The sequence below is a fragment of the Proteiniborus sp. MB09-C3 genome, assembly GCF_030263895.1.
Classification (GTDB): Bacteria; Bacillota; Clostridia; order Tissierellales; family Proteiniboraceae; genus Proteiniborus.
Genome location: NZ_CP127161.1, coordinates 1,080,278 through 1,105,472, shown reverse-complemented (window position 1 = coordinate 1,105,472; position 25,195 = coordinate 1,080,278). Strand labels below are relative to the sequence as shown.

Annotated in this window: 22 protein-coding genes; 3 read left to right on the top strand and 19 right to left on the bottom strand. The window is 34.0% G+C overall.

Annotation, left to right across the window (positions count from 1 at the left end; all coding sequences use genetic code 11):
- Positions 1-245 precede the first annotated feature (245 nt).
- The gene (gene fusA / locus QO263_RS05180) at positions 246-2,309 is read right to left on the bottom strand and encodes an elongation factor G (RefSeq protein ID WP_285627215.1); all 2,064 of its coding nucleotides are present in this window, start codon (positions 2,307-2,309) and stop codon (positions 246-248) included.
- A gap of 285 nt (positions 2,310-2,594) precedes the next feature.
- On the opposite strand from fusA, the gene hisC reads away from it, so the two are divergent.
- A complete protein-coding gene (gene hisC, locus QO263_RS05175; RefSeq protein ID WP_285627212.1) occupies positions 2,595-3,677 on the top strand; it encodes a histidinol-phosphate transaminase in 1,083 nt (360 codons plus the stop codon).
- Between the two features lie 240 nt (positions 3,678-3,917).
- Here hisC and QO263_RS05170 read toward each other — a convergent pair whose 3' ends face one another.
- From QO263_RS05170 to QO263_RS05135, 8 genes are all read right to left on the bottom strand, one after another.
- Complete coding sequence (locus QO263_RS05170) at positions 3,918-4,637, bottom strand: beta-ketoacyl-ACP reductase (protein WP_285627209.1); 720 nt, start codon at positions 4,635-4,637, stop codon at positions 3,918-3,920.
- A 133-nt stretch (positions 4,638-4,770) separates the two neighbouring features.
- Positions 4,771-5,949: an acetyl-CoA C-acetyltransferase gene (locus tag QO263_RS05165; protein ID WP_285627207.1), complete on the bottom strand. Its 1,179-nt coding sequence runs from the start codon at positions 5,947-5,949 to the stop codon at positions 4,771-4,773.
- Positions 5,950-5,971: 22 nt separating this feature from the next.
- Positions 5,972-6,997: a branched-chain amino acid ABC transporter permease gene (locus QO263_RS05160; protein ID WP_285627204.1), complete on the bottom strand. Its 1,026-nt coding sequence runs from the start codon at positions 6,995-6,997 to the stop codon at positions 5,972-5,974.
- The gene (locus tag QO263_RS05155) at positions 6,994-7,860 is read right to left on the bottom strand and encodes a branched-chain amino acid ABC transporter permease (protein ID WP_285627200.1); all 867 of its coding nucleotides are present in this window, start codon (positions 7,858-7,860) and stop codon (positions 6,994-6,996) included. Before QO263_RS05155 ends, QO263_RS05160 begins: the two co-directional genes overlap by 4 nt.
- A gap of 14 nt (positions 7,861-7,874) precedes the next feature.
- Positions 7,875-8,579, bottom strand: a complete 705-nt coding sequence (locus QO263_RS05150; protein ID WP_285627197.1) for an ABC transporter ATP-binding protein — start codon at positions 8,577-8,579, stop codon at positions 7,875-7,877.
- Positions 8,563-9,333, bottom strand: coding sequence for an ABC transporter ATP-binding protein (locus tag QO263_RS05145; protein ID WP_285627195.1), 771 nt, complete (start codon positions 9,331-9,333; stop codon positions 8,563-8,565). The genes QO263_RS05150 and QO263_RS05145 overlap by 17 nt, the downstream gene beginning before the upstream one ends.
- A 56-nt stretch (positions 9,334-9,389) precedes the next feature.
- A complete protein-coding gene (locus QO263_RS05140) occupies positions 9,390-10,652 on the bottom strand; it encodes a substrate-binding domain-containing protein (RefSeq protein WP_285627194.1) in 1,263 nt (420 codons plus the stop codon).
- 465 nt (positions 10,653-11,117) lie between these two features.
- Positions 11,118-12,245, bottom strand: a complete 1,128-nt coding sequence (locus tag QO263_RS05135; RefSeq protein WP_285627192.1) for a GNAT family N-acetyltransferase — start codon at positions 12,243-12,245, stop codon at positions 11,118-11,120.
- A 446-nt stretch (positions 12,246-12,691) separates the two neighbouring features.
- Here QO263_RS05135 and guaD point away from each other — a divergent pair, with 446 nt between their 5' ends.
- Positions 12,692-13,987 carry a guanine deaminase gene (gene guaD / locus QO263_RS05130; RefSeq protein ID WP_285627190.1) on the top strand — a complete coding sequence of 432 codons (1,296 nt, stop codon included), beginning with the start codon at positions 12,692-12,694 and terminating at the stop codon, positions 13,985-13,987.
- 106 nt (positions 13,988-14,093) lie between these two features.
- Here the strand turns inward: guaD and QO263_RS05125 are convergent, their stop codons facing one another.
- From QO263_RS05125 to QO263_RS05105, 5 genes are all read right to left on the bottom strand, one after another.
- Positions 14,094-14,735 (bottom strand): lactate utilization protein, encoded by a 642-nt coding sequence (locus QO263_RS05125; protein WP_285627188.1) that lies wholly within the window; start codon positions 14,733-14,735, stop codon positions 14,094-14,096.
- 67 nt (positions 14,736-14,802) lie between these two features.
- Complete coding sequence (locus QO263_RS05120; RefSeq protein ID WP_285627186.1) at positions 14,803-15,663, bottom strand: tRNA 2-thiocytidine biosynthesis TtcA family protein; 861 nt, start codon at positions 15,661-15,663, stop codon at positions 14,803-14,805.
- 31 nt (positions 15,664-15,694) lie between these two features.
- The gene (locus QO263_RS05115; protein WP_285627184.1) at positions 15,695-17,356 is read right to left on the bottom strand and encodes an ABC-2 family transporter permease; all 1,662 of its coding nucleotides are present in this window, start codon (positions 17,354-17,356) and stop codon (positions 15,695-15,697) included.
- Between the two features lies 1 nt (position 17,357).
- Positions 17,358-18,143, bottom strand: a complete 786-nt coding sequence (locus QO263_RS05110) for an ABC transporter ATP-binding protein (RefSeq protein ID WP_285627183.1) — start codon at positions 18,141-18,143, stop codon at positions 17,358-17,360.
- Positions 18,144-18,211: 68 nt separating this feature from the next.
- Positions 18,212-18,919 carry an RDD family protein gene (locus QO263_RS05105; protein ID WP_285627181.1) on the bottom strand — a complete coding sequence of 236 codons (708 nt, stop codon included), beginning with the start codon at positions 18,917-18,919 and terminating at the stop codon, positions 18,212-18,214.
- A 60-nt stretch (positions 18,920-18,979) separates the two neighbouring features.
- Here QO263_RS05105 and QO263_RS05100 point away from each other — a divergent pair, with 60 nt between their 5' ends.
- Complete coding sequence (locus QO263_RS05100; protein WP_285627179.1) at positions 18,980-19,945, top strand: stage II sporulation protein M; 966 nt, start codon at positions 18,980-18,982, stop codon at positions 19,943-19,945.
- A 104-nt stretch (positions 19,946-20,049) separates the two neighbouring features.
- On the opposite strand, the gene QO263_RS05095 is transcribed toward QO263_RS05100, so the two are convergent.
- The 5 genes from QO263_RS05095 to QO263_RS05075 form a co-directional block, all read right to left on the bottom strand.
- Positions 20,050-21,363: a DUF58 domain-containing protein gene (locus tag QO263_RS05095; protein WP_285627177.1), complete on the bottom strand. Its 1,314-nt coding sequence runs from the start codon at positions 21,361-21,363 to the stop codon at positions 20,050-20,052.
- A 200-nt stretch (positions 21,364-21,563) separates the two neighbouring features.
- Positions 21,564-22,529 (bottom strand): AAA family ATPase, encoded by a 966-nt coding sequence (locus QO263_RS05090; protein WP_285627175.1) that lies wholly within the window; start codon positions 22,527-22,529, stop codon positions 21,564-21,566.
- On the bottom strand, positions 22,493-23,557 hold the full coding sequence (locus QO263_RS05085; RefSeq protein ID WP_285627173.1) for a hypothetical protein: 1,065 nt from the start codon (positions 23,555-23,557) through the stop codon (positions 22,493-22,495). The genes QO263_RS05090 and QO263_RS05085 overlap by 37 nt, the downstream gene beginning before the upstream one ends.
- Complete coding sequence (locus QO263_RS05080; protein ID WP_285627171.1) at positions 23,541-24,218, bottom strand: hypothetical protein; 678 nt, start codon at positions 24,216-24,218, stop codon at positions 23,541-23,543. The genes QO263_RS05085 and QO263_RS05080 overlap by 17 nt, the downstream gene beginning before the upstream one ends.
- A gap of 19 nt (positions 24,219-24,237) precedes the next feature.
- Positions 24,238-25,185 carry a glycerophosphoryl diester phosphodiesterase membrane domain-containing protein gene (locus QO263_RS05075; RefSeq protein ID WP_285627169.1) on the bottom strand — a complete coding sequence of 316 codons (948 nt, stop codon included), beginning with the start codon at positions 25,183-25,185 and terminating at the stop codon, positions 24,238-24,240.
- Between the last annotated feature and the right edge of the window lie 10 nt (positions 25,186-25,195).

The window sequence follows — 25,195 nt, the reverse complement described above, 5'->3', positions numbered from 1 at the left end:
AAATCCCAGTCTCGTTACGTTTGACCTACCATCGATTTTCTGATAGAAGCATTCAGAAAATCGGGTTAGGTCATTTTCCGTAGTCTCGCTGCACAAATTTATTTGCTCGCTATCGCTCACATAAATTTGGCGCTCGTTACGTTTGACCTACCATCGATTTTCTGATAGAAGCATTCAGAAAATCGGGTTAGGTCATAAAAAGGGAGCACCATTTTCTAGTGCTCCCTTATCTTTATATATTATTTTTATTCAGCCTTTGATTCAGCAATTATTTTTTCGCTGATATTTTGAGGTACTTCATCGTATCTGGCAAATTCCATTCTGAAGCTGCCTCTTGCTTGAGTCATTGATCTTAAGTCTATTGCGTATTTGAACATTTCTGTTTGTGGAGCTTCTGCAATTACAAGCTGATTCCCATCTTCTTGCTGCTCCATTCCTAATATTCTACCTCTTCTCTTATTCATATCTCCCATTATATCTCCCATATAATCCTCAGGGATAAGTATCTCAACTTTCACAATAGGCTCTAGCAATACTGGTTTAGCTTGCTCCATTCCTTTCTTGAATGCAAGTGAAGCAGCAATCTTAAATGCCATTTCATTTGAGTCAACAGGGTGATATGAGCCATCAAATAATACAGCCTTCATGTTAACTACAGGATATCCAGCTAATACTCCCTTTTCAATAGATTCCCTCAAGCCTTTTTCTACTGCCGGAATATATTGTCTAGGTACTGCTCCACCGAATATCTCTTCATCAAATTCAAAATCTGATTGTGAAGGTTCAAATCTTATATGAACATCACCGTACTGTCCTGCACCACCAGATTGTTTCTTATGCTTTCCTTGAACGCTTGATATGCCTTTTATAGTCTCTCTGTAAGGAACTCTTGGATCCTTAAGCTCTACCTCTACACCAAATATATTCTTTAGCTTATTAGTGATAACAGCAAGCTGCATATTGCCCTGACCACCTATTAACAACTGTTTTGTCTCTGCATTTCTTTGAACAATGAAGGTTGGGTCCTCCTCAGTCATTCTAGTAAGAGAAGAGCCTATCTTTTCCTCATCGCCTTTAGTCTTTGGTTCTACAGCTAAAAATAGGCATGGTTCTGGATATTTTATTTTCTCATATTGTACAGGAGCATTTTTATCACAGATAGTATCTCCTGTTTCTGTAAACTGAAGCTTAGCTGTGGCACCTATATCTCCTGCAACTAGTTCACTAACTTCTATTTGATTTTTTCCTCTCAATAGGAACAAGCTGCCTATTCTTTCAGTTTCATCCTTATTTGTATTTAATACGTCCATATCTTTTGCTAATTTTCCCGAACATACATTAAATAATGAGATTTTACCTACAAATGGGTCTACTATAGTCTTAAATACGAACGCGGAAAACGGTTCGCTCTTGCTTATTTTTCTTTGTACTTTGTCTGTTGTGTCAGGCTTAATTCCCTCATAAGCGCCAATATCACTTGGTGAGGGCAAGTAAGCATTTATCACGTCAAGAAGAGTATGAATTCCAATATTATTTTGAGCAGAGCCTATAACCACTGGAACTAAGTCACAATTTAACACGCCTTTTCTAAGTCCAGTACGAATTTCTTCTACTGTAAAGGCTTCACCTTCAAAATATTTTTCCATAAGTGCTTCATCAGCTTCTGCTACTGATTCCATAAGCATTTCTCTAAGAGGCTCTATTGTACTTTCCATGCCCTCTGGCACAGGCGCATCTGTACAGTCTTTTCCGTTGTATACCCTACCAACCATATCAACTATATTAACAAATCCTTTAAAGGATTCAGATTCACCTATAGGAACTGCAAAAGGTACTATTTTATTGCCAAACTTGTCTCTAAGTTCGTTAATGAGCTTATCATAGTTAATGTTTTCTTTATCCATCTTGTTTAGAAAAATTATCTTTGGCTTCCTTGCTTTTTCTGTGTAGCTCCAAGCCTTCTCAAAGCCTACTTCTATTCCTGCTGAAGCATCTTCGATTAGTACTGCTCCTGCCGCCACTCTTAAAGCACTATTTACTTCACCTACAAAATCAAAATATCCTGGAGTATCTAAAATATTATATTTTATATCCCTCCACTCCACTGGGATTATAGAAGTTCCTATAGAAAATTGTCTTGCAATCTCCTCTTTGTCATAGTCGGAAGTAGTATTTCCATCTTCTACTCTACCCTTTCTTTTTGCTAATCCTGCTGCAAATAATATGGCTTCTGTTAATGTAGTTTTACCACAACTTCCATGACCTAAAAAAGCTACGTTTCTTATTTTGTCAGTTTGATATTCCTTCATCTAACTTCCCCCTTGCATGATTATAATTTTGACTTTTTCAGACAATTGTTAATATTTATAATTCTACACATATTTTTAAATACCTTCTTTTTTATTATTTTAATGTCACTATCTTATTATTATTTCCATATAGAAAATATCCCCATTTTCTGCATTTTTATTCTAAAACATATTTTTTACTGTTTATTTGTTAATAAAATGAAATATCTAAAAGAACTATTCAGAATTATGCTATAATTATATTAAATTACAACTTTTAATTTTAAATATAAGGGGGCGTTATATTTGTCAATTCAGTTTAGAGAAGAGCTTGCTAATTTAAGTCCTTACAAGCCAGGTAAACCAATAGACGATGTAAAAAGGGAATATGGATTGCAAGATGTAATAAAGCTTGCATCAAATGAAAATCCACTTGGTTGTTCACCTAAAGCAATAGAGGCAATTAAGAATGCCTTAGATAAGCTGGCCTTATATCCAGATGGAAACTGTACATTATTGAAAGAAGCTCTTTCCAAAAAATTAAATCTTAGTGTCAATAAAATTATACTAAGCAGTGGTTTAGATGAAATGATGGATCTTCTTGCTAAAACCTTCTTTAAGAAGGATAACGAAGTAATAATGGCTGACGTAACTTTTCCAAGATACATATCTACTACTATGATGATGGGAGCAAAGCCTGTCATAGTACCTTTAGTAGACTGGACTTATGACCTTAAGGGCATGTTAGATGCCATAACAGAAAAGACAAAGCTTATTTGGCTATGCAATCCAAATAACCCTACTGGAACAATGTTTACCAAAAGAGAATTAGTCGATTTCTTAGATAAGGTACCTGAAAACATAATTGTAGTTTATGATGAAGCGTACAATGAATTCGTAACTAGAGATGATTATCCTAGAAATAGTCTCCCATTGCTAGACAAGTATCCGAATATCATTATCTTGAAAACGTTTTCAAAAATTTATGGACTTGCCGCATTGAGAGTAGGATATACTATGGCAAGTGAAGAAATAATTTCAAATATAAATAAGGTAAGGGGACCCTTTAATGTAAATACATTAGCACAAGTCGCTGCAATCGCAGCCTTAGAAGACGAAGATTTTCTAAAGAAAACCTACGAAATGAATGTGGAAGGTAAAAACTATCTCTATGAAGAGTTTAATAAATTAAATCTAAAATACGCTCCATCTGAGACAAATCACATATTCGTTAATGTTGAAAGAAATGGAAACGAAGTATTTGTCGAGCTTCAAAAAAGGGGAGTTATCATAAGACCTATGGCTGGAGATTGGATAAGAGTTAGTATAGGGACTATGGATGAAAATAGATTATTTATCGAAAAGCTTATAGAGGTTCTTGGAAAATAAAAGTAATATTGAAAAAGCCTGCTTGACACTTTATTATATCAAGCAGGCTTTTTTACTTAAAAGCAAGTTTAACTCTTTTTATGACCTAACCCGATTTTTTCGAATGCCTCTATCGAAAAATCGTAGGTAGGTCAAACGCAACGAACGCCAACCCTGTTGTAGGTTTATGATAGGAGTGTCCGTTAGAACCAAATTTATGTGAGCGATAGCAAACAAATAAATTTGAGTTGCGAGACTGCTTTATAGTCTCATTCCACCATTTACGCTAAGTACATGGCCTGTTACATATGAAGCTTCATCTGAAGCAAGGAATAGTGCTGGGTATGCAATTTCTTCTGGCTGTGCTAATCTTCCAAGCATAGTCTGTGCTGCAAACTTATCTAATAAATCTTGTGGAACAGTTTTCAATATATCTGTCATTGTATAACCTGGTGCAATTGCATTAACTCTAACATTTCCACCCTTCATAGCAAATTCCTTTGCCCATGTCTTAGTAAGACCTATAATACCAGCTTTTGTAGCAGCATAGTTTGCTTGACCTATGTTTCCATATTCTCCTACAACAGAAGAAATATTTATAATAGAGCCTCCTCCATTTGCCTGCATATGTGGTCCAATGTATCTAGTTAGATTAAATACACCTTTTAGATTTACGTCTATTACCATATCCCATTGTTCATCTGTCATTTTTCTTGTCAATGTATCTCTTGTGATTCCTGCATTATTAACTAATACATCAATTTTTCCATACTTCTTTGTAACATAGTCAAAAAATTCTTTGCATTTTTCTGTGTCAGTAACATTTAATACGTATCCTTCTACATTAGGATTTGAATAGGAAAGCTCACCCATATCTACTGCTACTACCTTTGCACCTTCTTTAGCAAACAGCTCTGCCATTGCTCCCCCTAATCCTCTTGCTCCTCCTGTTATTACAGCAACCTTATCTTTTAATCTCATATAAAACCCTCCCTGTATTTTTAAACTTTTTTGAGTTGAGAAATAGTCACAAGCCTTTTGCAGTCTCATGCTATTTCTCAACTCATTATTTGATAATTTTATATATAATAGTCACAAGCCTAACGGTCTCGTGCTATCTTTCCACTATAACAGCTGTTCCTTGTCCTCCACCTATACAAAGTGTTGCTAAACCTGTTTTTGCTTCTCTTCTGTTCATTTCATATATTAGGGATATTAGGATTCTTGCTCCTGAGGCCCCTATTGGGTGACCTAATGCTATTGCTCCACCATTTACGTTTACTTTCTCAGGATTTAATCCTAAATCCTTTACTACTGATACTGATTGTGCTGCAAACGCTTCGTTTGCTTCTATTAAGTCTAAATCTTCTACTGTAAGTCCTGCTCTTTCTAGTGCTTTTTTAGTTGCTGGTACTGGACCATATCCCATTATCTTTGGATCTACTCCTGCTGATGCGTAGGATTTTATTGTAACTAATGGTTTTAATCCTAATTCTTCTGCTTTTTCTTTTGACATGATTATTAGAATTGCTGCTCCGTCGTTTATTCCTGATGCATTTCCTGCTGTTACTGTTCCATCTTTTTTAAATGCTGGTCTTAATTTTGCTAGATTTTCTATTGTAGTGCCATGCTTTGGATACTCATCGTCTGCTACAATTATTGGATCTCCTTTTCTTTGTGGTACTTCTACTGGGACTATTTCGTCTTTGAACTTTCCTTCTTTTTGTGCTCTTTCTGCTCTGATTTGGCTTTCTAATGAGAACTTATCTTGATCCTCTCTGGTAATATTCCACTGTTCTGCTATATTTTCTGCTGTGATTCCCATGTGATAGTTGTTGAATATGTCTGTTAATCCATCATGAACCATGTAGTCTACTATTTTCCCATCTCCCATTCTCTGTCCCCATCTTGCTCCTGGGATCAAATAAGGTGCATTTGACATGCTTTCTGTTCCTCCTGCCAGTATTACATCTGCATCTCCTAGCATAATGAACTGAGCTGCCATACTTACTGTTCTTAGCCCTGAGCCACATACTTTGTTTATTGTGGTTGCAGGTATAGCATCTGGAAGTCCTGCTCCTATAGCAACTTGTCTTGCTGGGTTTTGACCTAATCCTGCTGATAAAACGTTACCAATGATGACCTCATCAATGATTTCAGGCTTTATGCCTGCCCTCTTAATTGCTTCTTTAGCTGCAATAACTCCTAGGTCAATTGCAGATAGCGAAGCTAAACTGCCGCCAAAGCTTCCTATTGGTGTTCTTGCAGCACCAACTATTACTACCTCTCTCATAAAATCACCTCATTTTGTATTTTCAGACAGATTGTTTACTAGAACTTTTTTCTAACTCTAGTACTTTTCGTTTTTTTCTAGTCTTGTTTTCAAAATATTGAAGCCATAGACCAACTATACCCTTTGGCATAAATAAAACTACTACAACATATAAAGCACCTGAAAATATTAACCATCTTTCAAAAATAGGATGTATATGACGAAGATTTAATAAAAAGTTCTGGAATAGATTTACTACTGTGCTGCCGACAATTCCACCATATAGTGTTCCAGTGCCACCAACTAATGTATATAATAATGCATTTATTGTTTGATTTGTGCTCAATAGCTCTGTATTAGCAAATCTATTGAATATTCCAAACATTATCCCTGCAAGTCCTCCAGCAATAGCTGCAACTTGCAAGGAAATCAATTTATATTTTTCAACATTATATCCTAAAAATTCTACTCTTTGCTCATTTTCACGAATAGCAAGCAATACTCTTCCAGCAGGAGACATAATAAATTTTCTCAAAGCTATTGCCATTACAACTAAAAATATTAAGGCAACATAATAGTATGCAAACCTATTTTGAAAAAAACCTGGAATTTCAAATGTAAGCCCATCTGCTCCATTTGTAACACTTCTCCATTTTTCTGCAGTATTTCTTACTATTTCTCCTAGTGCTAACGTTATCATCGTAGCAGTAAGTACACTACCACCCTTTCTTAATGAGATTTTTCCCATAAGATAGGCACCTAATGATGAATATATTACCGTCACTATAATTGCTAGTAAAAATACTGGGAAGGTTGGTTGAAGTTGTTTAAAGAGTATTCCTCCTATGTATGCTCCTCCTCCGAAGAAAGCAGCATGTCCTAAGTTTATAAAACCTGTATACCCTCTTAGTATATCATAACTCATAGCATACACTGACAAAATATATATTCTTGTAAAAAGATTTAAAGAAGTATATGAAGAAAACTTTGGAACTATTAACAAAATAATAAATAAAACGATTAAAGCTATTGAACCTCTTCTATCTATGTCTTTTCCCAATGTTTTCATTTCTTCACCGCCGTTCCAAATAATCCTTCTGGTTTAAGGGCTAATACTACTGCCATCAAACCAACATTAGCTACAACAGCTAGAGGCGGAGCGAACCAGGCAACAAAGGATCCCATTATACCTAGGAAAATACACCCTTTTGCTGTACCAACAAAGTTTCCTAGTCCTCCTATAACTACCACAATAAAGGCTAATATCTGATTATAAGCTCCTGCTGTAGATACTACATTTCCTACTAAAGGAGCATAAAGAGCACCTCCTAGTCCTGCTAATGCAGCTCCTGCTGCAAATACTAATGTAAAGTATAGCTTTATATTAATTCCCAATGCCTGAACCATATCTGGCCTTTGAACTCCTGCTCTTATTACCATACCAGCCTTACTATTATTTAATATATAGCCAACAGCAAATGCCACTATTAGCCCTACAACAATTAGAAATATCCTATAATGAACTATAGTAACTCCGCCGATTATAGTAGTCCCTGCCAAATATGCTGGTCTGCCTACTGCAATTGGTGTAGCTCCCCAGAATAAACGCACTAAATCTGTGAATATAATCTGGAGTCCTAGTGTTATCAGTATCTGTGCCGGTGCATTTCCATACACTTTATTGACAAAAAACCTTTCAAAAATTATTCCTAACAGGAATACAGAGATAACAGCTACTAGTATCCCTAATACAAAGCTATTGGTCATCTTATAAATCCATACAAAGGTATATCCACCCCATATGAACAAGGTACCATGAGAGAAATTTACAACTCCCATTAAACCACAAATAATAGATAAACCTGAGGCCATTAAAAAAATCAATGCTCCCTCTGACAAACCGTTGATTATAAGTGTTAAGAAAATATCCATAGTATCCTCTCCCTCTAAATACCAAGGTGCTTTGCTTGTAGCTCTTTATCCTTGATTAAGTCTTTAATAGTTCCATTAAGCACTGTTTTTCCTTCATCAATAATGTAGTACCTGGATGCTACAGCACAAGCCAAAGAAAAGTTTTGCTCCACTAATAGAATTGTACTCTCCTTGCTAATTTCTCTTAGAGCCAGACCAAGGCTTTCAATGATAACAGGTGCTAGCCCTTTACTAGGCTCATCAATTAAGATTATCTTGTTATCATTGACTAATGATCTTGATATAGATAACATTTGTCGCTGACCGCCACTAAGAGTCTTGGCTAATCTCTTATAAGCAATTTTTAAGTCTGGAAATAAATCAAATACTTTAGCTATCCTGTCCTTCCCATCATTAGTATCCTTTCGAACGGACAATCTCAGATTTTCCTCTATAGTCAATTCATCAAATACTCCGTAGTCTTCAGGAACATATCCTATTCCCTTCTTGGCTATATTATAAGTTGGCATACCTACTAAGGATTCATTTTCTAGCAAAATTGATCCACTTCTTGTATTTACTAATCCCATAATAGATTTTAGAAAAGTGGTTTTTCCTGCACCATTTCTCCCCAGTATTGCAATAGCCTCTCCTTTTTCAACCTCTACATTTACTCCTTGAAGTATTGTATATAGTCCAATATACGAAACTAAATCCTCTACTTTAAGAATTGATGTCATTTAGAACCCCTCCTCCCAAATATGCTTTTAGTACTTCAGGGTCCTTTGAAACAGTCTCTGGGTCTCCCTCTATTAGCTTCATGCCATTTACTATGATAATCAATTTATCCGATAACGTCTTCACCATATCCATTTTATGCTCAATTAGAATTATAGTAGTTCCTTGTTTCTTCGTATCCTGAAGAATATCTATCATTGTTGGCACTTCTTCTATGGCCATACCAGCAGTAGGTTCATCTAATAATAAAACTTCTGGTTCAAGAGCTAAAACCATGCCCAACTCCAGTTTTCTTTGCTCACCATGACTTAATTCACTTGCTCTAAAGTCTTTTTTGTCTATTAACAATATTCTCTCTAGTATCTCATCTGTTTTCTTATTCAACTGCTTAAATTTTCTATGGTCAGTAAAAATCTTGTAACCAATGTTTTCACGTGCTTGCATAGATAATCTAACATTCTCATATGCTGTTAGACTTGGAAAAACATTTGTCAATTGAAATGATCGACCCATGCCCATCTTAACTCGGTCAATAGGGGACAGACTAGTGATGTCCGTCCCTTTAAAATATATTTTCCCATCTGTTGGTTTTAAAAGACCACTTATTAAATTAAATAAGGTTGTCTTACCTGCTCCATTTGGACCGAGGATGGTAGTAAACACATTTTTCTCTAATTCGAGATCCACGTTGTATACTGCTTTATGGGCTCCGAAACTTATGCCTAATTTTTCAGTTTTAATTAATGTTTCACCCATTATATACATCCTTTCTATAATTGACCGTATATATCTTTTAATATTGGCTTGTACTTTTATCTACCTGGTGCTGTTATAGGAGGTGCAATATCTTCTGCTGGAATCTCACGAACAAATTCTGGCACTGGATAATCTACACCCTCTACTTCTCTAAGTATTATTTCATATAGTGGTTGTATTGATTGATGGTCTTCCTTACGGAAATATCTCTTTCCAGTTGGGCTTTCATATTCCATGTCCTCCATTGTTTCAATTAATACCTCTGAGTCAGTATTTCCGCCTGTTTTCTCTAGAGCTGTAACAATTGCTATAGCGGCAGACATACCACCTGGTGTAAATAAATCTGGAACTTCATCATATCTTGCCTTCATTTCCTTAATCAGCCACTCATTAGCTGGATTGTTTTGAGGAAGAGTATGGTGATATACGCTAAATCCTTGCATTCCTATCATTGGAGTCATACTCTTTAAAGCAGCTATTTCTGGTGCACCTGTAGTTACTTTAATTCCATAGCTTTCAAGTTTAAATTCCATTAATTGTGACCAAGGATTATTGGCTCCTGCCCAAATAACATATAAATAGTCAGGTTTAGCTTCTCTAATTCTCATAATATATGGAGAAAAGTCTGTTGTTTCTGCTGGTGGAAACTCTTGATGTACTAGTTCTCCTCCACGTTCAATTAATTCATTAACAATTGGATCAACCATAGAACGGCCAAATGCACTGTCTGGTGCTAATGTAGCAACCCTTGCACCAGCCTTGCTATTTATAATTACATCTGCCATAGCAGCTGCGTCCTGTGCAGAGTTTCTCCCTGTACGGAATATGTACTTGTTCCAGCTATCTCCAGTTAAAAAGTCTGCTGCTGCAGGCTCAATTACGTAAATAGTCTTAAATTCTTTTGCAAGGTCTAATATAGCTGCTGCATCTGAGGATGAAGCACAACCCATTAATATATCAACTTTGTCTTTGTCTAGTAGTTTTAGTGCCCTTTCTCTTGCTACATCAGGTACGTTAGTAGTATCTTCCCATATAACTTCAATTGGTCTGCCTGCTACTTCCATAGTTCCATTAGTAGCATACTCTAGTCCTAGCATAAAGCCCTGTTTATTTTGCTTGCCATAATCTTGTAAAGCTCCACTTAAGGATGTAAGAGCTCCAATTATAATTGGATCCTTTGATTCTGTCCCTCCATTTGCTCCATTCTCCTCATTTGTCGGTGGTGTTTGAGCTGGCTTATTTGTATTACCTGTACAACCAGCTAGGAACAGTGATAATGAAAACGTTATCACAAGTAACAAAGATAATGCTTTTTTCAAAATAAAAACCTCCCTATTTTTCTTTTCGTTTTTTATTTTTTACTTTATAGTCTAGAGCCTTGTAAAAAATCAAAGCAATTTCCATGCCATTTTTCTAAATAGGTGAGGATATATTTATTATTTTGTCTTTATTTGTCAATATATGTAGAAAATCAGTATTATCATTAACAAAATGACAATACTGATTCAGTTATAACTTTATTTATTTAGCATTTTATACACAATTCCAAGGATAAATTGCTGAATTCTGATTTTCAATTTAACAACTTAATATAAGTGTGCAAATAATAGTACACTTTGTTAAAAAATATTATAGTAGCCTTAATTATAAGCTCATTGCAATAATATCATGTAACCTCATTCTAAATTATTGGGGATTAAATTTTGTTTACAATTTGTACACTGTCTTAAAATCAGACACATATTTTAACAGTATTGTATATAAATAATACGCCAATTGAACATCTATAAGTCCTTTTTATAAATTCTATAGGTCTTATATATCTTACCCCCAAACTTTTCTATGTCTCTCTGCATAATCTTGTTATATTCCCATACAGTAGAGCCTTCACCATATTTATAGCCTTTCTTTTTAGCTGAATCAAATAAATTCAAATAAATAGCTGAAGGTACTCCCTTTCTTCTATACTCTGGTATAACGAATAATACAAACAGTCTTGCCCTGTCTATTTTTTTCTTATAATAAAGAAACTTTATAAACCCTATTGGAAAAAGCCTTCCATTCATTTTTTTCAGCACTTGATTATAGTCAGGTAAAGCTATATTAAAGCCTATTGGCTTTCCTTCTTCTGTTCTAGCTATGTAAATTAGGTCTGGGTCTGCTACGGGTACTAAGCTTTTCCCTATAATCTCTATTTCTTCATCTGTGGGAGGTATAAAATCATCCCATTCCTTTGGCATAGCCTCATCTATTATTTGCTTTACATCCTTCATCTCTTTCTCTATATTTTTCAAGTCTATTTTATCTACTCTAAACTTATATTTTTCCATTGCATAGGGCACATATTTTCTATATCTATCTTCTATTTCATCTTCTATATCATAACGATATGCATAGCAATCCCAATATTTATAAAACCCATACTTCTCAAAAAACTCTCTATAATAGCTTTTATTATATGTATTCATTACAAGTGTCGGATCAGTAAAATTATCTATTATAAGTCCTCTATTGTCATCACCATTTGGAAGTGATATTGGTCCAATAATTCTCTCCATTCCCCTTTCACTAAGCCAATTGCTAGCGTAGTTAAACATTTCCTTAGCAACTTTATAGTCATCGATGCACTCAAATAAAGAAATATATCCTTCCTTATAATTTTTGGCATTATTTAGTTCCTCATTGATGCCTACGCATAGCCTACCACAGATTTCATGATTTCTATAGGCAATTATATGTTCAAACGGGCCACTTTGTACTAATGAGTTGTTTTTACCTCTTATAGTTTTTTTGTAATCAGATATTAATTGTGGTACCCAACATTCATCATCAGCATAAATTTCCCAAAGAAATCTGATGAAATTTTTTTCATGCTTTTTTGTGACAACTTTTTGTATTATTATGTCTCCCAACTTTTTCCCCCCTTATGCACTAAGTTATGTCTTATCCGAGGAGGTTTTCACCTCATCTAGAGCTTTAAATAGCTGAATAAAACATATGATCTAATTTATCTACTATACTGGCTAATAACAGTTGCTACGAGGTTACGTTTAGTATAAATTCTACAACTTTTGCTATATTCCTTCAAAGATAATCTCATGAATAAAATAATAAATTCTGGCTAAAAGGCTTATAATAGGCAACAAGGCTATTTGTAAGTATTTCACTAGTTTTTTTTGAATTTTTTTGTCTATTATCTATATATAATGAATATTTAGGAAAAAGGTGATCCTATACGTGTGTTTTCAATGCCTTGGCATATATAACTCCATTTCTTGAATCATCCATATTAAATAGGGTATAATTAAGCTAGAAACATAATAATAAATAAAATTATTATTAGTAAGGAGCTGGTTTTATGAACCAAAAGCTAAAGGAAGACAGTATTAAAATCTATAAAGGACATGTAATCTTTACAGAATCACCTGAGAGATTCAATACAGTGGAAAATGGTTTCATAATCGTTGAAAATAACATAGTGAAGAAGGTAGTATCGAAAATACCTGATGAATATAAAAACATTTCAGTTAAAGATTTTGGCAATAGAATAATCATTCCTGGATTTGTTGATCTACATTTGCATGCGCCGCAATTTCCTAACGCTGGATTAGGCCTTGATAAAGAGCTGCTTCCTTGGCTTGAAGAATACACTTTCCCAGAAGAAGCAAAGTACAAGGATACAGGCTATGCAAAAAAGGTTTATTCCCGAGTTGTAGAGGAGCTTTGGAAAAATGGAACTACGCGTGCAGTTATCTTTGCAAGTGTTCATAAGGAAGCCACAGCCCTATTATTTGATTTACTTGTAAAAGCAGGACTAGGTGCTTATGTAGGTAAAGTAAATATGGACAGAAATTGTCCTGATATCATAATAGAGGATACTCAGCAATCATTAAAAGATACAAGAGAATACTTAGAGACACATGTAAATAAATCAGAGCATGTTAAACCAATTATCACTCCTAGATTTGTACCTACTTGCTCTGCAGGAATACTCGAAGAACTTGGTAAAATGGCAAATGAATTTGATGTACCTATACAGTCCCACCTTTCTGAAAACATGGGTGAGGTTGAATGGGTTAAAGAGCTGCATCCAGAGCATGGAAATTATGCAGATGTATATGACTGTTATAGTCTGTTTGGTCAAAAGCCTACTATAATGGCTCACTGTATATACAATACTGAAGAAGAAGTTATCCTAATGAGGAATAATGAGGTTTATGCTGCACATTGTCCATATTCTAATTTAAATCTGTCTAGTGGAATAATGCCTGTTAGACACTTTCTTGATAAAGGTGTAAATGTTGGGTTAGGCTCAGATATAAGTGGTGGACATAAAATGTCTATTCCAAGTGTAATGGCAATTGCTGCTCAAATTTCTAAAATTAAATGGCTCGAAACTAACAAGGAGCTTGCCCCTCTCACAACCTCAGAGGTATTCTATCTAGGTACTAAGGGTGGAGGCAAATTCTTTGGTAAAGTAGGAAGCTTTGAAGAGGGATACGAGTTTGATGCTCTTGTAATAGATGATTCTAGCTTTCTTGGTGATAACCTAACTCTTGAGGAACGTCTACAAAGATTCATTTATCTAGGCGATGATAGGAATATAGTTGAAAGATATGTAGCTGGAAATAGGATAGAGAAGCCAAGCTTTTAAATAAATCTTACCAATGCTTTAAAATAATTTTAAAAAGCTATCTATACAAAAAAGTCTGCAATTTTGTAAAAAACAATTTTGCAGACTTTTTATTTTTAAAGATTTTTTAATATCCTAATTCTTTATTGATAATGATTACATGAATCCTATTTTTATCGCTTTGTCTTTTGATTACTGTGTATTCATTGCATATTCTGCTTTCCTGCTTGCAGTCCATACAATATCCGGTCTTAGTACAAGGATTATTCTTATTGAGTCTTACATTATTTGCAGGAGCAGCTGTCTCCTTAACCCTTAGGATAGCTTGGTCTAAATCCTTTACTATTTTATTTCTGCCTGCTATTACTATTACTTTTTCTGGTCCATATAACATGGCTGCTACTCTATTACCAGTGCCATCTACATTATAGAGCTCACCATTTTCAGTAATTGCATTTGTTCCCGTAAAATATGCATCTGCAAAAAAGCTCTTCCTAAATACTTCTTTTATTTCAGAAGGGCTTAGACCCTCCTTGTATCTATCAAGAAATTGGTATTTACCACTTCTAAGCAACTCAATAACACCTGTTTCAAAGAGTGTCATTGAACCACCAACAGATACTGTATCTCCTTCTGATATTAGCTCCTTCACTTTTTCAAGAGCCTCTTCTTCTGTTTGGACATAATATCCGTTCATGTCATTTTTTTCTAAATTTGCAATGGTCCTTTTAACTCTTTCATCAATAACAAACATTGTATTTTTATCCATACTTCATTCCCCCTTAAAGTAATCTACAGGTAACATGATGTAACAGAGAGTAGTCTGAGACCATCAATTACTCAAAAAAATCTAAATATGAATGTTTTTCTCCATCTTTTTCCCAGCCTAGTATGGAGTTCATGTTTACATTTTCTGCTGCCTTGAATATAGACTTATCTACATTAGCAAAATTCTTTTTAAGCTCTTCTATTAAATCCTTAATCTCATATCGTTTATTTCCTATCCTCTCAGCAGCTACCATACATGCGCAATTTAAAGGCCAGATACCGCTATATTCGATGAAGCGTCTAATACTAGCTTCTTCAATATAGTACAGCGGCCTGATAAGCTCTATACCCTCAAAATTGGCTGCCTTAAGCTTTGGAAGCATAGTCTTAAAATTACCTGCATATAGTACATTCAGTAATGTGGTTTCTATTACATCATTAAAGTGATGCCCTAGTGCTAGTTTATTGCAGCCTAATTCCTTAGTCTTATTATATAATGCTCCCCTTCTCATCCTTGCACACATATAGCAAGGATAGTCCTGTGCCATTTTGTCGGCTATTTCAAATATGCCAGATTCAAAAATATGAATAGGTATATTTAAATACTTACAATTCTCTATTAAAAGCTCCTTAATGTCAGAATGATAGCCTGGATCCATTGCTATATATTCCACTTCAAATTGAACATTTCCATGCATTTTAAGCTCTTGAAACAGCTTTGCCATTAGAAGGCTGTCCTTTCCTCCAGATATGGCAACTGCAACTCTATCTCCTTCATTTACTAAGCTATAATCCTTTACGGCTTTAATGAACTTTGACCATATTTGCTTTCTATATTTTTTTATTATACTTCTTTCTATCTCTTCTAATGGTTTTCTATCTGAAGACGGTATTACTGTCTCACAGCCTTTTCCAGCTAATTTACTCATTAAATCACCTCAATTTAAGGTTAAGTTTAAGTTAATTAAATGCTTCCCAATTAACCTTAAAAACTTTTCTCCACATAATTATTGTAGCTATTAACGCTGCTACTATATAAGCATAAAATATTAATGTATTGATCCTCGTAAGAAAATGAAGTCCAGCGGTTACTCCAATAATCAGCAGCAATAATAAGAAGGAGCCCGTGTTTTGCTTTTCTATTTTATCTATATTCTCACTAAAGGGAAGTCTTTTTCTCCCACTTTTAAACATTATGGCTATTATAAGCATCATATTGATAAACATTAGCACTACATCAAGTATTATACTAAATTTATATAAAATTAGAAATATCAAACTGACAAATGACAAAATACCTACGCAATATTTAAAAATATATCCCTTAATAGCTCCCTTGTAGATAAATTCTGGTGATTCTATTGGTAAAGCTTTATATATCCAAGCTCCTTTATAATTCTCACTTAACTCTATGAGCATAACAGTGCTACTTAACATAAATATGCTTAGATATAACCCAAGATATGCTTTCCCTTGACTTAATGAAGAAAGTATTTCTGCAAATGTGGTTCCTCTTCTAACATAGTTAAGTAAGGTTAAGAAGGGAAAAACAGCAGCAAAAGCTAATGTTGGATATACCTTAAGCTTAAGCTTTCTCTCATTTGATAATAGGTTTTGTGAAAATCTAAAAAAAGTTCTCTCTGTTTTATTAAAGCAAAAGAAGCCTGCGATTTTTTTGTGAAGTTTTTGTTTTCTCTCTGCAGAAGAGCTGCCTTTTTCACCGCTGCTATTTAGCTTTAAAAGATTGCTTTCAAAACTTGGCATTACCACTTTTGAATGAATTAATAAGGAAAGTATAGGTATTATTAGAGCCACTAGGCTTAAGTACACATACCATCCTTTATAATTGCTGTTTATAAAGACTTCAAATGGTGCTGCAAACCACGCAGGAGGAATCAAAAAATTCCACCATTTAGGATTTGCAACGATTTTTACATCTATCAAGTTAAACATTCGCCCTATTAACTGATATCCTACAATCATTATTATGGAAAGGATTATTTGAAAATAATTTATAATATCCTTTAGCTTTTCACCGTCAAAATATTTAAGAATAAGGCTATATAGCAATGATGTTAAGAAAACTACTAATCCAGCAATAAGTATTAGCTCTATAAAATATATTAGGAAAAATAGTATTCCATGTTTTATGGTTCCCGCAATTAGAGAAGGTCCTGCCATTACTACTGTAATTGTAAACATGTATATGAATATATGAACTATTTTTGACATATTATAGGTCTTCTCGTCTATTGGCCTCGATAAAAGAATGTTTTTACTCTTGATATCCAGCAAAACTGATGAAAAGTCTGCTATCATTGTGGTTAGCAGCATAAACATCAGCATTCCAAAGCTTATACTCATACCTGCATATATTGGAATAGGAACAATTATGAAAAACATTATGAATAAACCCATTATTCCATAAGAAATCAAGGATTTTTTAAATAAGTTGTCATCTTTATCCTTATTATTAGTATTTCCTAATGCCACTGGTACTCTTCTTTCATCCATGGTCAGCTTGATCTCCAGAATCGAACGCATGACCTTATAATTTACTCCCATTTTTTCAAATAAAAAGCTAAATTTATCAAGAATTTTTAAAGATTTAAACTTCCTCATTTTATACCTCCTCTAGAAGAGATACAAACTCATTAGCTATTTCTTTGTGCTTAGTAAATCCAGTAAGCTGATTAAATATCTGCTCAAGAGAGCCTTCCATGCTCTTTTCCTTCAATTCCTCAAAAGTACCATCTGCAACTATTTGCCCATTATTTATAAGGAGTATTCTATCGCTTATCTTTTCTACTATCTCCATGATATGAGATGAATAGAATATGGTTTTACCCTGCTCAGCTAATAATGCCAGAACCTCTTTAAATATCATAACGCTGTTAGCATCAAGTCCACCTAAAGGTTCATCTAAAAATAATATATCTGGGTTGTGAATCATGCTGGCAATTATCAATAGCTTTTGTTTCATTCCTTTTGAATAGGAAGATATTCTGGAATAATAATGCTCTTTTATCCCAAACAGCTCCATAAGCCTTTGTGCCTTTTCATTTACCTTTTCATTATCCATATCATATATTTCTCCTAGAAATGTCAAATATTCATGAGCAGTTAGATTTTCATATATTTCTGCTGTTTCAGGAACATAACCAATTCTTTTTTTATACTCCACTCTATCCTCTAATATATTATTTCCAAATATTTTTACTTCTCCTCTATATTGATTTATTATCCCCAGTAGTATTTTAACTGTTGTACTTTTTCCTGCTCCATTGGGACCTATATATCCTATTATCTGTCCTGGATAAACCTCTAGATTTATCCCTTTCAAAATATCTTCACCATCTCCATAATTCATTCTTAAATCTTTTATTGTTATAATAGGCTCTTTATCCATACTTCTCTCCCTCGCAATTAGATTTATTTTAAGTCTTAGAAGTGCAATTAATATTCCTATTGTACTTCTTACACAATTCCATTAAGTAATTCAACCAACAGCTTATTATAGCTGTAGTCAGGCCACTCAATTTTATATTTATCTACAAAGTATTCTCCCAGTTCTTTTTCTATTCTATTACTCTTTTCTCCTAGAGAATCCCTTCTTTTGAAATATTCTCTTAGAAGCTGGTATTCTTCATGAGATAGAGAATACTTATAATTCACTTTTTCATTTTCTAGCTTAATATCATATATGGCTTCTCTTTTTTCTTCTGCAACTACTATGGTAGATGCTAGATAATCCCCTAATCTTTTATGAGACTCTGTAAAGAAGATTAATATTACACCTACACCATATATATCTACTATAATGCGAAATAAATTTCTTATAACCGAGTGCTTAAATGCTATGGGCTGCCCGTTAGTCCTTATGGTACGCAGACCAAATATCTTTTTCCCAGGTGTTTTTCCATTCATAATCATCTCAAAGATTATGAAATATCCATAGTTAATTATGAATATTAAAAGCAAGGATATTGCTATTACCCAGCTTTTGTATCTATCATAAAGCTCAGCTGGCGTAAGTCCCATAAGTAGCACTGTAATCAATATTGCTCCTATTAAAACCATCTGAATTAAAACATCAATACCAGCAGCAGCAGTACGTGAGCCCAATGCCGCAAGTGTATACTCCACTTCTATATTCTCTGGTGTAGTGACTTTAATGGTTTTCATTATTTCGCTCCTTTCTGTAATCTCTTTTATCTGATACAATAGCTTTAGAGGTGAAAAATATTGAATATTGAACAATTTATTGCGAAAAATTCCCCATTGTGGACAGAATTTAAAAATCTTACTGAACTAATAGACAAAAAAGGTATTAAACATCTTGATTCTAAGCAGCTTAAACATTATCTATACCTTTTCCGGCAATCAAGTCATCAATTGGCTTATGCAAGGACCCACTACCCTGGCAGTGAAGTAATACCATATATTAATTCATTAGTTGCTAATTCACATAATCATATATATTCTGTTAAAAAATATGATTTTTCTGAGGTAGGTAGTTTTTTCAGCTTTGACCTTCCTTATAATATTAAGAAATATAAAAATTATATATTGATTGCTACAGCAATTTTCTTATTTAGCTTTGCTCTTAGCTGGCTGCTAGTAGCTAATAATCCTCAAAACGCGGCCTATTTTATGCCTAAAGAAATGATAGAAGGCGTTAATTGGAACATGGATGCATCTAATCAATGGGATTATCCAGTCATGTCGAGCTATATAATGACAAATAATATCTCCGTAGCCTTTAAGGCTTTTGTATTAGGCATTACTCTAGGTATAGGAACCTTTTATATTCTCTTCTCAAATGGTGCACTGCTAGGTGCTCTTACAGGCTTAGTATATCATAATGGGAACCCAATAGGATATTGGTCTTTAATACTACCTCATGGAATATTAGAGCTTACAGCCATTTTTATAGCTGGAGGTGCTGGATTCATGCTAGCTCGCTCTATTTTAATTCCAAGGGAATATTCTAGAAGGCATTCCATTATAAAGGGTGCTAAAGAAGCTATAAGCCTAATGCTGGGCGTAATAATCTTTCTTATAATTGCTGGAATTATTGAAGGCTTCTTTACTCCTATAAATATCTCTCCTGTTTATAAGCTAATATTTGCAGGTCTTACTTTGATAATGATCATTGCTTATTTTGCAATACCGTATTTAAGAGCAAATATCAAAGGTTTAGAAGGCTAAAAAGGTGTTATTATTAAAATTGTCATTCTGGGCAAGCGAAGAATCTCGGTTTGAGATCCTTCGCCAATGCTCAGTATAACGGAACAAGCTCTCTCATTAGACTTCTAGAAGTGCATCCGATTTTTTGCATATATATATTTATTTATCACATCAGATGTAATCTTTTCGGGCTCACATTCAATACACATTATCCCTTTAGTATTAAGAAGACTTATCAATTTTTTCCTATCCTTAAGCATTTCAATAGCAATAGATTTTATATATGCCTCCTCTTCCTTTTTCACAGTTTTTGAGACAATCTTTTCAAGCTTCTCATCATTGATAAGTACTATAATTACTATATTGTTTTTTAATATTGCTGGAAGAACTCTAATCATATCCTCAGCTTCTTCTATAGTATCAAAGTCTGTAAACAAACATATCAGGCTTCTTCGCCTTTCTTTTTCTTTAAAAAAGTAAAAGGCTTCCTCATAATTAGATGTAGATTTACTATGCTCTATATGGTAGAGTGCCTCCATGAGCCTATTTCTATGGCCGCTCCCCTTTCCTGGAGGAATGAAAGCCTCTATGTCTGTGTTAAACGCCATTAGACCTGATTGATCACCATTTTGATTTACTATATCACATAGAATAAGTCCTGTGTTGATGGCAATGTCAAGTTTGCTGTGGCCTCTTATAGAATAGCTCATAGGCCTTCCAGCATCTATTAGCACATATACATGCTGATTTTTTTCAGGCTCGTACTGATTTACTATAGGTTTATTTTCTCTCGCAGTAGCATTCCAGTTGATTTTCCTATATTCGTCTCCAGAAACGTACTCCCTTAGACTTTCAAACTCAGTACCTTTACCTAAAATTCTAAGCCTCTTTCTACCATCTTTATATATTAAACTGTTATAAGCTGCTAACTTATGCTTTCTTAGATCCTTAAGATTCGGATATACCTTATATTCTTTTTCTATATTTGAGCTGAACTGTTTCCTACACAGCTTAAGCTGCCCATCATATCTCATATGGAGTTTACCAAATTTAAATGCTCCTCTTTTTTTAGGTACAATCTCATATTCAAATACTTCTTTTCCATGGGGAGCTATATATTTGTCTATGGCTGAGTTTTGAATGTCAAAATGAAAATCAGGCACTTCATCCTTTATTTCAGCATATATTTTTTTATCGCTTTTATTGTATACGCTTATCCCTATCTTTTCATTTTCAAACAGAGATAGCTTTTCACCGTTTAATCTCTCTATTTCAAATGAATCTGGAGAAGGTGAAATCATGTAGTCAATGATTAATAAGGAAAAGCAGATTATATTGTATAGTATAAATGTAGTTAGTGCTAAGCCAAAGAAATAAGCAATAAAAGTTAATATAATCCCAAGACCTATTAGTAGTATGAAACGCTTTGTGATTGTCATATGGTTCACCTTCCTTTCTGGTATACAGGACTGAAATAAAGTGCCATTATGTCATACTGAGCGAAGCGAACGTATCTCTTATTAGATTCTTCACTACGTTCAGAATGACAGGCTGTTTCATATTCTGCAAATGTTCCTTTAGTATTTTTTAAAAATCCTGATTATAATTACCTTATGGATGTGTCTAACTATAGTTAAAATTATCTTGGCACCTTAATTTGTATTAAAATATTATCTATAATCTTATCTTCCTTTATTCCCTCGATAGTAAGCTCTGGTCTTAGGGCTATACGATGCCTAAGTACAGGGTATGCTACTGTCTTTATATCTTCAGGTATCACATAATCTCTTCCTTCTATTACTGCATAGGCCTTCGCAGACTGTAATAATGCAATAGAGCCTCTTGGACTACTTCCCACTTCAATAGAGGAATAGCTTCTAGTTTCTCTGACAATTTGTATTATATAGTCAAAAATACTATTGTCTACTTGGACCTTTTTGATTTCTTCCCTGCATCTTAATATATCCTCTCCGCTGCAAACTGCCTCTACTCCCGAGTTATCTAAATCTATGCTATTAAAGCCTTCATGATATCTTTCTAATACTGCTTTTTCAGCCTGAGAAGACGGGTAGTCTATTAAAATCTTCATTAAAAATCTATCCAGTAATGCCTCTGGCAGTGGATAGGTTCCCTCATATTCCAGTGGGTTTTGTGTAGCGAAAACCATATACGGGGATGGTAGGTGAATATTTTCTCCATCTATTGTCACTGCCTGCTCCTCCATGGCTTCTAATAGACCTGCCTGTGTCTTTGGAGGAGTACGATTGATTTCATCAGCCAGTAGAAAATTAGTAAATATAGGTCCCTTCTTTAGCTCAAATTCCCTAGTCTGCATGTTGAATATCTTAGTTCCTGTAACATCAGAAGGCATTAAATCCGGTGTAAACTGGATTCTTTTAAAATCTACACTCATTGTCTTAGCCAGTGTCCTAACCATTAGAGTTTTTGCAAGGCCTGGTACTCCCTCTAAAAGTACGTGACCTCCACAAAAAAGCCCAACCATACAAAATTTAAGCATTTCTTCCTGCTCAACTATTACCTTGGCTATTTCATTTTTAATTTTATCTACTATATACTTTGTATATCCTTTTTCTGCTCTTTCCAATGAACTTCTCTCCCTTTAACAGCAATTTTTTTCAGTTGCTCAATTATGCCTATGATTTCAAGCATCTCCTTTGAACTTATTTTTTTTGCATCCTTCATAGTATCAATAAATCCATATAATTTTTTTGCAGCTTCGACATTTGACAGCTTTTCCTGCTCCCAAACTTCAACCCAATTTTCAGCTCCTCCTATGTTTTTATATCCAATGCCATCTTGGAATGAATACAAAAAATCATTATAAAAACTTAAAATTACATCTTCTCTTAATTCTCTCTTTTTAAAAAGAGATGCTGCTGAATATATATATTCATTTTCAATTCTTTCAACTTCATCATAAAGAGGAACTACTTTTCCAAATCGTTTCCCATAATAATAAATAATAATTGCTATAACTAAAATAATCTGATATATAACAATTTTAATCCCTGTTGGTATATCTCTCCACAATGAAGGCCTATGTCCCTCAAAATAATGGTAGTACTCATTAAAACAAATGCCATCTATATTTTTATTTTCTAATTGTGTGATAATCCAGTACGCCCCATCAGTATCAGTCATTAATGTTTTATTGCTTAGAATCTTTGGATCTCCTATGATTAATGACCCCTTATTATAAGAATAGGTTTTGGCATGACTTAACTCATTTGAATCATAACTATCTATCTCTTCTCCATAGTCAAGCTCTAATTCCCCCCATGTAGGTGTTAGATATATAAGGGTTCCACCACTTCCAATCCAATTCTTTATGCTGTCCTGATCTAATTCCAGCCTATAAGGACTCTTAGGCTCTATGACTATTTGTGCTGTATTTATGTCTTGAGAATTAACCTCTGTTAGAACAAGATCGGTAGTATATCCCAGTTCCGTAAGTACTTCATATATTATACTGGCTCCTTCCTTGCCCTTGTTCAATATTGAATAGGGCTTAAAAGTCTTCTCATTATCATCTGTAAAGGTTAAGGTCAACCACAGAAATACTGGAAGGAGTATGAACAAAATGATTAAGTTTCTTTTATCCTTTGTTTTCAATACACAACACCCCATTCCACAGCTCATCCATCTTTTTTTCCCACAAGATATACTCATCTTCATAGATTTTCTTGTGACCAAACCATACCTCATTAAATAAGTATGTTAGGCTTTGAAAAAGTCCTGTATATTTAAAGCCTATATTTTTTAGTATTTCAGTTATTTCACTATTAGTCCTTGTCTCATCTAAATATAAAAGGCTTTTTTCGCTCATTTTCAATAACAATGAAATAAATCCAATCCTAATAGCCTCTCTATAATCACCATGCTTTTTATATTCTCCTGCCTTAATTCTTAGGCCCTCAGCTGTAGTTGTTGAATTAATTTCTTCTCCATATATCGTTTTAACTTTTTTATTCTTTCCTAAAATTTTTCTTATAGATAAAAACAATATAATTACAAAGATTACAAGAATTATAGACCCTATAATAACTATAACGTTAGATATTCCAAACGCAGATGTTCCTAGCTTATCTCCTGCATCAAAAAGCTTTTCGAGCCAAGCCTCTACCCATTTTGTTATTATACTTCTTATTCTATCTGCTATATCTATATAGTCACCGCGCAAACGTCTATATTCTGGCTTTTTGAATACTTGATTCACTATCCTGTCAAATTCATCTTTCCTAATCATAGCATTTATATAGTAAATGAAGTTCATGTTTTTCTTCCTCTCTGCTTCACTGCAAATTTTTAAGTCTTGAAATATTAAGCTCTATATCATAGCCTTCTTTCTCAAAGCGCATGTTATAGTATAAGATTGTCATAAAAATCCCAATTATAGGAGATACAAAAAGAGAGACTAGTATCTGAAGCGGTGTTCTCACTATGTTTCCTAGCATTAAGAGTACGGCTGACAAATCGTCATTAAGATTTGAAGACCCTAATACAGCATAGATTATTCCGCCAATTAATGCAAAAACAGCGTAAATTGAAAGGTTTATAAATAATACAGATAGAGTAGCTGATATAAAGCAGCCAAGAATCTTCCAGAACCTGCCCTTTACAAGCTTCCTGCTCTTTTTTAATGCCTTGAAAAAATAAGCTTTCTCAATAATTGCTATCTGAACAGAAAATGCATGAACTGTCATAAAATAAATAAATGCAGCTATGAATATGATTGATATTAGAATAATTACAGCATTAAGTCCCCATGTACCATATTTATAATTCAATAAAAGTGAAGTAATAGCTCCTCCACAGATTAAAAAAACAGGTGAAAACATTAAGCCTCCAGCTACTACAACACTTAATACCCTAAGAATATTTTTGAAAGCGCTCATAATAGCATCAGACACATCTACTTTTTTACCTAAAAAGCTATTTGAACCTATGGCTATAATTCCGCTCTGTCTAATTGCATCTAAGGAATAATATAGTACTGCTATGATTAATGCAAACATAAAAATCGATATAAAAAATCCTAATTCAAATGTGTTATTATTCAGCACCGTCATAACACCAAAGGGCAATAAAATTATGAAAGAAAAAATAAATCCAATTACTAAAATTAATATACTCATAACAAATAAATACAGGGCAGATGCACCTATATTTTTCTTATGCAAATAAACAGACCTATCTAGCATCTGGGTAACAGTCATAGCTCCATATCTTTCATCATTCATTAGAACATCC

Coding starts and splice junctions, on each gene's coding strand:
- QO263_RS05145 (WP_285627195.1), bottom strand. CDS start 9,333: ATGGGTGAAACATTAATTAAAACTGAAAAATTAGGCATAAGTTTCGGA.
- QO263_RS05095 (WP_285627177.1), bottom strand. CDS start 21,363: ATGACAATCACAAAGCGTTTCATACTACTAATAGGTCTTGGGATTATA.
- QO263_RS05165 (WP_285627207.1), bottom strand. CDS start 5,949: ATGAGAGAGGTAGTAATAGTTGGTGCTGCAAGAACACCAATAGGAAGC.
- QO263_RS05170 (WP_285627209.1), bottom strand. CDS start 4,637: ATGAGATTAAAAGATAAGGTTGCTGTAATAACAGGAGGAGCAAGAGGA.
- QO263_RS05080 (WP_285627171.1), bottom strand. CDS start 24,218: ATGAACTTCATTTACTATATAAATGCTATGATTAGGAAAGATGAATTT.
- QO263_RS05115 (WP_285627184.1), bottom strand. CDS start 17,356: ATGAGGAAGTTTAAATCTTTAAAAATTCTTGATAAATTTAGCTTTTTA.
- QO263_RS05155 (WP_285627200.1), bottom strand. CDS start 7,860: ATGGATATTTTCTTAACACTTATAATCAACGGTTTGTCAGAGGGAGCA.
- QO263_RS05160 (WP_285627204.1), bottom strand. CDS start 6,997: ATGAAAACATTGGGAAAAGACATAGATAGAAGAGGTTCAATAGCTTTA.
- fusA (WP_285627215.1), bottom strand. CDS start 2,309: ATGAAGGAATATCAAACTGACAAAATAAGAAACGTAGCTTTTTTAGGT.
- QO263_RS05120 (WP_285627186.1), bottom strand. CDS start 15,663: ATGAGTAAATTAGCTGGAAAAGGCTGTGAGACAGTAATACCGTCTTCA.
- QO263_RS05105 (WP_285627181.1), bottom strand. CDS start 18,919: ATGAAAACCATTAAAGTCACTACACCAGAGAATATAGAAGTGGAGTAT.
- QO263_RS05125 (WP_285627188.1), bottom strand. CDS start 14,735: ATGGATAAAAATACAATGTTTGTTATTGATGAAAGAGTTAAAAGGACC.
- QO263_RS05110 (WP_285627183.1), bottom strand. CDS start 18,143: ATGGATAAAGAGCCTATTATAACAATAAAAGATTTAAGAATGAATTAT.
- QO263_RS05150 (WP_285627197.1), bottom strand. CDS start 8,579: ATGACATCAATTCTTAAAGTAGAGGATTTAGTTTCGTATATTGGACTA.
- guaD (WP_285627190.1), top strand. CDS start 12,692: ATGAACCAAAAGCTAAAGGAAGACAGTATTAAAATCTATAAAGGACAT.
- QO263_RS05075 (WP_285627169.1), bottom strand. CDS start 25,185: ATGAATGATGAAAGATATGGAGCTATGACTGTTACCCAGATGCTAGAT.